The sequence below is a fragment of the Actinotalea ferrariae CF5-4 genome, assembly GCF_000603945.1.
GTDB lineage: Bacteria > Actinomycetota > Actinomycetes > Actinomycetales > Cellulomonadaceae > Actinotalea > Actinotalea ferrariae.
This window is the reverse complement of the sequence record NZ_AXCW01000284.1, coordinates 1-4,859: the sequence shown is the minus strand read 5'-3', so window position 1 is coordinate 4,859 and position 4,859 is coordinate 1. Positions and strand designations below refer to the sequence as shown.

At 75.2% G+C, this 4,859-nt stretch carries 5 protein-coding genes; 3 read left to right on the top strand and 2 right to left on the bottom strand.

What is annotated here, in order from left to right:
* Positions 1 to 123: 123 nt before the first annotated feature.
* A complete protein-coding gene (locus N866_RS16370) occupies positions 124 to 987 on the bottom strand; it encodes a DUF3152 domain-containing protein (RefSeq protein WP_052023168.1) in 864 nt (287 codons plus the stop codon).
* Between the two features lie 155 nt (positions 988 to 1,142).
* Here N866_RS16370 and N866_RS16365 point away from each other — a divergent pair, with 155 nt between their 5' ends.
* Together N866_RS16365 and N866_RS16360 are read left to right on the top strand one after the other, a co-directional pair.
* Positions 1,143 to 1,817, top strand: a complete 675-nt coding sequence (locus N866_RS16365; protein ID WP_034228358.1) for a TetR/AcrR family transcriptional regulator — start codon at positions 1,143 to 1,145, stop codon at positions 1,815 to 1,817.
* Between the two features lie 111 nt (positions 1,818 to 1,928).
* On the top strand, positions 1,929 to 2,159 hold the full coding sequence (locus N866_RS16360) for a DUF3107 domain-containing protein (RefSeq protein ID WP_342668442.1): 231 nt from the start codon (positions 1,929 to 1,931) through the stop codon (positions 2,157 to 2,159).
* A gap of 109 nt (positions 2,160 to 2,268) precedes the next feature.
* Here the strand turns inward: N866_RS16360 and N866_RS16355 are convergent, their stop codons facing one another.
* Positions 2,269 to 2,985, bottom strand: coding sequence for a ferritin-like fold-containing protein (locus tag N866_RS16355; RefSeq protein WP_034228355.1), 717 nt, complete (start codon positions 2,983 to 2,985; stop codon positions 2,269 to 2,271).
* Between the two features lie 376 nt (positions 2,986 to 3,361).
* Here N866_RS16355 and N866_RS16350 point away from each other — a divergent pair.
* Positions 3,362 to 4,859 (top strand): DEAD/DEAH box helicase (locus N866_RS16350; protein ID WP_034228352.1); only part of this gene is annotated, 1,498 nt, incomplete at its 3' end.

Here is a 4,859-nt window from a genome sequence, read left to right as displayed (position 1 = left end):
ACCCCGCCTCGTCGCCCGACCCTGAACGGACGGTCGCGGACAGGCAGGGCAGAGCCGTGAAGGCGCGCAGCGAGCGGCGCCCCCGTGAGCGGCGGGCGGTCCCCACGGGGACGAACCGCGACCTCAGCCGACCGGGGCGTCCGGGAAGGGCCAGCCGTTCGGCAGGCACGGCGCGACCTGCACCGTCTGCTGCTGCATGACGGGCGCCACCTGACCGGCACCCGGGCACCCGACGTGCCGGCGGCCCAGCAGGTGACCCACCTCGTGGTTCACCAGGTACTGGCGGTACTGCGTGAGGTCGGCGAACTCCTCGGTGCCCTGCACCCACCGCATGTGGTTGAGCACCGCGGCCCCGCCGCTCGCGCACGAGTAGATGCCGGCCGTGCGCAGCGGTGCGCACATCTCGTCGACCTTCGCGGGTGCGGCGAGCACCACCCGCACCTCCGCGTCGCCGTCGGTCCGGGCGAAGGAGGCCTCCCCCTCGGCACCCCAGCTGCGCGGGTCGTTCAGCGTGTCCATGACCATGCGGGCGAACGCCGCGCCCTCCACGTCCAGGCCCGCCTCGACCTCGACCCGCACCCTGACGACCCTGCCGTCCGGCTGCGGCGCGGGCTCGGACCCGGGCACCACCGCCAGGTCACCGCCGGCCGAGGCCGGCATCGCCAGGGTGAGCAGCCCGGCCGCGACGTCGGCGGGTGTCATGCCGTCAGGCAGCGTCGGCTCGACCTCGGCCGGGGCGGCCGGCGGAGGCGCCGGAAGGGCCGGGGCCGCCGGTTCCGGGAGGGGCAGCCCCGGAGACGGCGAGGGCACCCCGCCCGTCGCGGACTCGGTCCGCGACGCCGCCTCGCCCCCCGACGCCGGCCGTTGCATCTCGACCGCGTCCGTCGGGGCCACGACGAGCGCACCCGCTCCCGGGCCCGCGAGCGTGTCCACCAGGGCGGCGGCGCCGGTCCCGCCCATCAGCGCCAGCGCGCCGGCGGCGATCACCGTGGATCGTCCGACCCAGCCCGGGGCGCGCCGGTGCAGCGCACGACGGCGGCGCGGTGCCGGACGGGCAACGCGCACGGGGGAGGGCACCGACCCATCGTGACATCCGGGCCGCCTCGCGGCACGGGCTGGGGCTCGATCGCTAGCATCGATGGATGAGCGACCCGCAGGGACGGCCCCGCGCAGTGCGGATGGCCGCCGGGGCGCGCCGGGCGCAGGTGCTGGAGATCGCGCAGGACCTCTTCGCGCGCGAGGGCTTCCACCACGTCTCCATGGACGACATCGCGGATGCCGCGGAGGTCAGCAAGCCGGTCCTGTACCGGCACTTCCCGTCCAAGCTGGACCTCTACCTCGCCGTCGTGGACCACCGCGGCGAGGCGCTCGTCGCCCGCATCGACGCGGCGCTGGCGGGTGTGCCGGCCGGCGGCGGTCCCCCGACGGGGCGCGACGTCGTCCGGGCGATCGTCCGGGCCTACGTGGAGTTCGTCGAGCAGGCCGGGGAGTCCTTCTCCCTGCTCTTCGAGTCCGACGTCACCCGCGACTCCGACGTGCGCCTGCGGGTCGAGCACGCCTCCGCGGAGGCGGCCCGCGCGATCTGCCGCGGCCTGCAGGGGGTCGCCGGCCTGCCCGACGCCGAGGCCCGGCTCGCGGGCGCCGCCCTGGTCGGGATGGCCCAGGTCGCGGCGACGACCCGCTACCGCACGCGGGACGTCGCCGTCGACGCCGCCGTGGAGCTCGTCACCGACCTGTCCTGGCGCGGCGTCGCCGGTCTCGTGCGGGACCGGGCCGCCCCGGGCGCCGGCTCCGAGGAGGACGCGGGCGCGCGCTGAGCCGGACCGCCCTGCCTGATCGCTCTCGGCGGACATAGCCCCTCCCCGGGCCGTCCGGCGCCGGGGCCGTGCCTAGGATGGCGCGCAGGTTCCCGAACCCGAGCTGAGGAGATGGACGTGGAGATCACGATCGGCGTGCAGAACGTGGGGCGCGAGCTGGTGTTCGAGACCGACAAGACCGCCGACGAGGTGTCCGCCTCGGTCGCCCAGGCCCTCGCGGCCGGCACCCCGCTCCAGTTCACGGACACGCGCGGTCGCCAGGTCCTCGTGCCCAGCGGCACCGTCGCCTACGTGGAGATCGGCAGCGACGAGACGCGGAAGGTCGGCTTCCACAACATCTGACCGAGCCGGGAGGTGCCCCTCGTGGGCGCCTCCCGGTCCCGTCGCCGGCTGGAGCGGCCGCCTGCGCCGGGCGCCGGCGGCTCTCCGGCAGGTGGTCGCCGAGCCGGGCTCAGGCCGCGAGACCCAGGCGCCCCATCCGCCGGCTGTGCTCGGCGGTCAGGAGCGCGAAGAGTCGCTGCTGCGCGTCGGCCCCCCGCTCGTCGGCCATCGCGGCCTCCAGCAACGGGCGCATCTCCGGGTGGGCGTCGAGCACCGCCGACACGGCGTTGAGCGCCTCCCCCGCCAGCCGGCGCCCCCACAGGGCCAGGCGGGACGCGAGCGTCGGGTCGCTCTGCGCGGCCTGCGCGAGCGAGCGCACGACGAGGTCCGTGTGGACCTCCCCCTCCAAAACCTCCTCGACCACCTGACGGGTCCGCTCGTCGACGGTGCGGGCCAGGGCACGGCAGAAGTCGTCCGCGACGCCGTAGCCGACGTAGGCCTTGAGCAGCCGCTCCCACCAGGTGCTCGGGACGGTGCGGGTGTCGAACTCGACGAGCACACCCGCGTGGGGCGCCATGACCGGCTCCAGCTCCCCGCCGAGCTCCTCGATCCGGTCGCGCACGCGGTCCAGGTGGTCCAGCGACTGACGGGCCAGCCCGCTCAGCTCGAGCCGCTGCCCGAGACCCGGGGCCAGGCCGGCGTCGGCCGCGAGGCGGGAGAAGGCGGCCAGCTCCAGGTAGGCGACCATGCCGAGCACCGCGAGGGCGTCCTGCGCCGACGCCTCGCCGCCCGCTGCCGGCTCCCCCGCGGCCGACCCGACCGCGCCCGACGTCGTCGTTCCGCTCATCCGCCCAGGCTAGTGCCGCGGCTCCGCCGGGACCGCCCGGACCGGACCGCCCTGCACCACCGTGTGCACCGCACGTCCGACGCGCCGACGCACCGGCGCTCCGGCGCAGGACGGCCCGCACCCCCGCTCCTCCCCCGTTCGAGCGGACCGTCCGATACGATCACCCCGTTCATTCGGTTGACCGGTCGTCCCGACATCCTCGCCCCGGATCTTCGCGCCGGGGTCGGCACCTTCGCGATCGGCTACCGGCCCCATCCGCGGCGCGGCCCGCTCCGGTACGAGTCCGGGACACGACATCCGCAGCCCCCGGCTGCGACGAGGTCCCGACGACCACCCGACGCGTGTGGCCCCGCGGCAGACACCGTGGAGTACCCGCATGACCGACACGACCGACCCGACCACCGACCAGATCGACGAGGCGCTCGCCGACCCGATCATCGCTCCCCCGGCGTACGTCCCCGTCCAGCAGACGTTCGCCGACTTCGGCATCCGCGCCGAGATCGTCGACGCCCTCGCCGACTCGGGCATCACCCACCCGTTCCCCATCCAGGCCCTGACCCTGCCGGTCGCGCTCTCGCGGCACGACATCATCGGCCAGGCCAAGACCGGCACCGGCAAGACGCTCGGCTTCGGGCTGCCGCTGCTCGAGCATGTCGTCGCACCGGACGAGGACGGCTTCTCCGCGCTCCTCGCCCCCGGCAAGCCGCAGGCCCTCGTCATCGTGCCGACGCGCGAGCTCGCGGTGCAGGTCGCCGGGGACCTCGAGACGGCTTCCCGCCGCCGCTCGGTGCGCATCGTCCAGATCTACGGCGGGCGCGCCTACGAGCCGCAGGTCGAGGCGCTCCACCGCGGCGTCGAGGTCGTCGTCGGCACCCCCGGTCGCATGATCGACCTGATGAACCAGGGGCACCTGGACCTCACCCGCGCGAAGACCATCGTCCTGGACGAGGCGGACGAGATGCTCGACCTCGGCTTCCTGCCCGACGTCGAGAAGCTGCTCGCCAAGACCCCCGCGACCCGCCACACGATGCTGTTCTCGGCGACCATGCCGGGCGCCGTCGTCGCGATGGCCCGCCGCTACATGACCCAGCCCACGCACATCCGGGCCGCGGACCCCGACGACGACGGCGCGACGCTCAAGGCGATCAAGCAGGTCGTCTACCGCGCGCACGCCCTGGACAAGGTCGAGATGCTCGCCCGGATCCTCCAGTCGCGCGGCCGCGGCCTCACGATCGTCTTCGCGCGGACCAAGCGCACCGCGGCCAAGGTCTCCGACGACCTCGCCGAGCGCGGCTTCGCCGCCGGTGCCATCCACGGTGACCTCGGCCAGGGGGCGCGCGAGCAGGCCCTGCGCGCGTTCCGTTCGGGCAAGATCGACGTCCTCGTCGCGACGGACGTCGCGGCCCGGGGCATCGACGTCGACGACGTCACGCACGTCATCAACTACCAGTGCCCCGAGGACGAGAAGACGTACCTGCACCGCACGGGCCGCACGGGCCGCGCGGGCCGCACCGGCACCGCCGTGACGTTCGTCGACTGGGACGACACCCCGCGGTGGGGGCTCATCAACAAGGCCCTGGACCTGGGCTACCCGGAGCCCGTGGAGACGTACTCCTCCTCCCCGCACCTGTACGAGGAGCTCGACATCCCCGAGGGCACCAAGGGCCGCCTGCCCAAGACGGCGCAGACGCGCGCCGGGCTCGACGCGGAGACGCTCGAGGACCTGGGCGAGACGGGCAAGCGCGTGGGCAAGCGCCCGGGCGGTAACGAGGGCCGCGACGGCTCGCGCGGTGGCCGCGGCGGGCCGCGTGACGGGGGCCGTGACAGCGGGACCCGCGAGCGCCGGTCGGGCGACGGCGAGGGCGGGACCCGCG

Bases quoted from the DNA above. Each gene is read 5' to 3' on its own strand.
- N866_RS16365 (WP_034228358.1), top strand. From the start codon at position 1,143: ATGAGCGACCCGCAGGGACGGCCCCGCGCAGTGCGGATGGCCGCCGGG.
- N866_RS16360 (WP_342668442.1), top strand. From the start codon at position 1,929: ATGGACGTGGAGATCACGATCGGCGTGCAGAACGTGGGGCGCGAGCTG.
- N866_RS16355 (WP_034228355.1), bottom strand. From the start codon at position 2,985: ATGAGCGGAACGACGACGTCGGGCGCGGTCGGGTCGGCCGCGGGGGAG.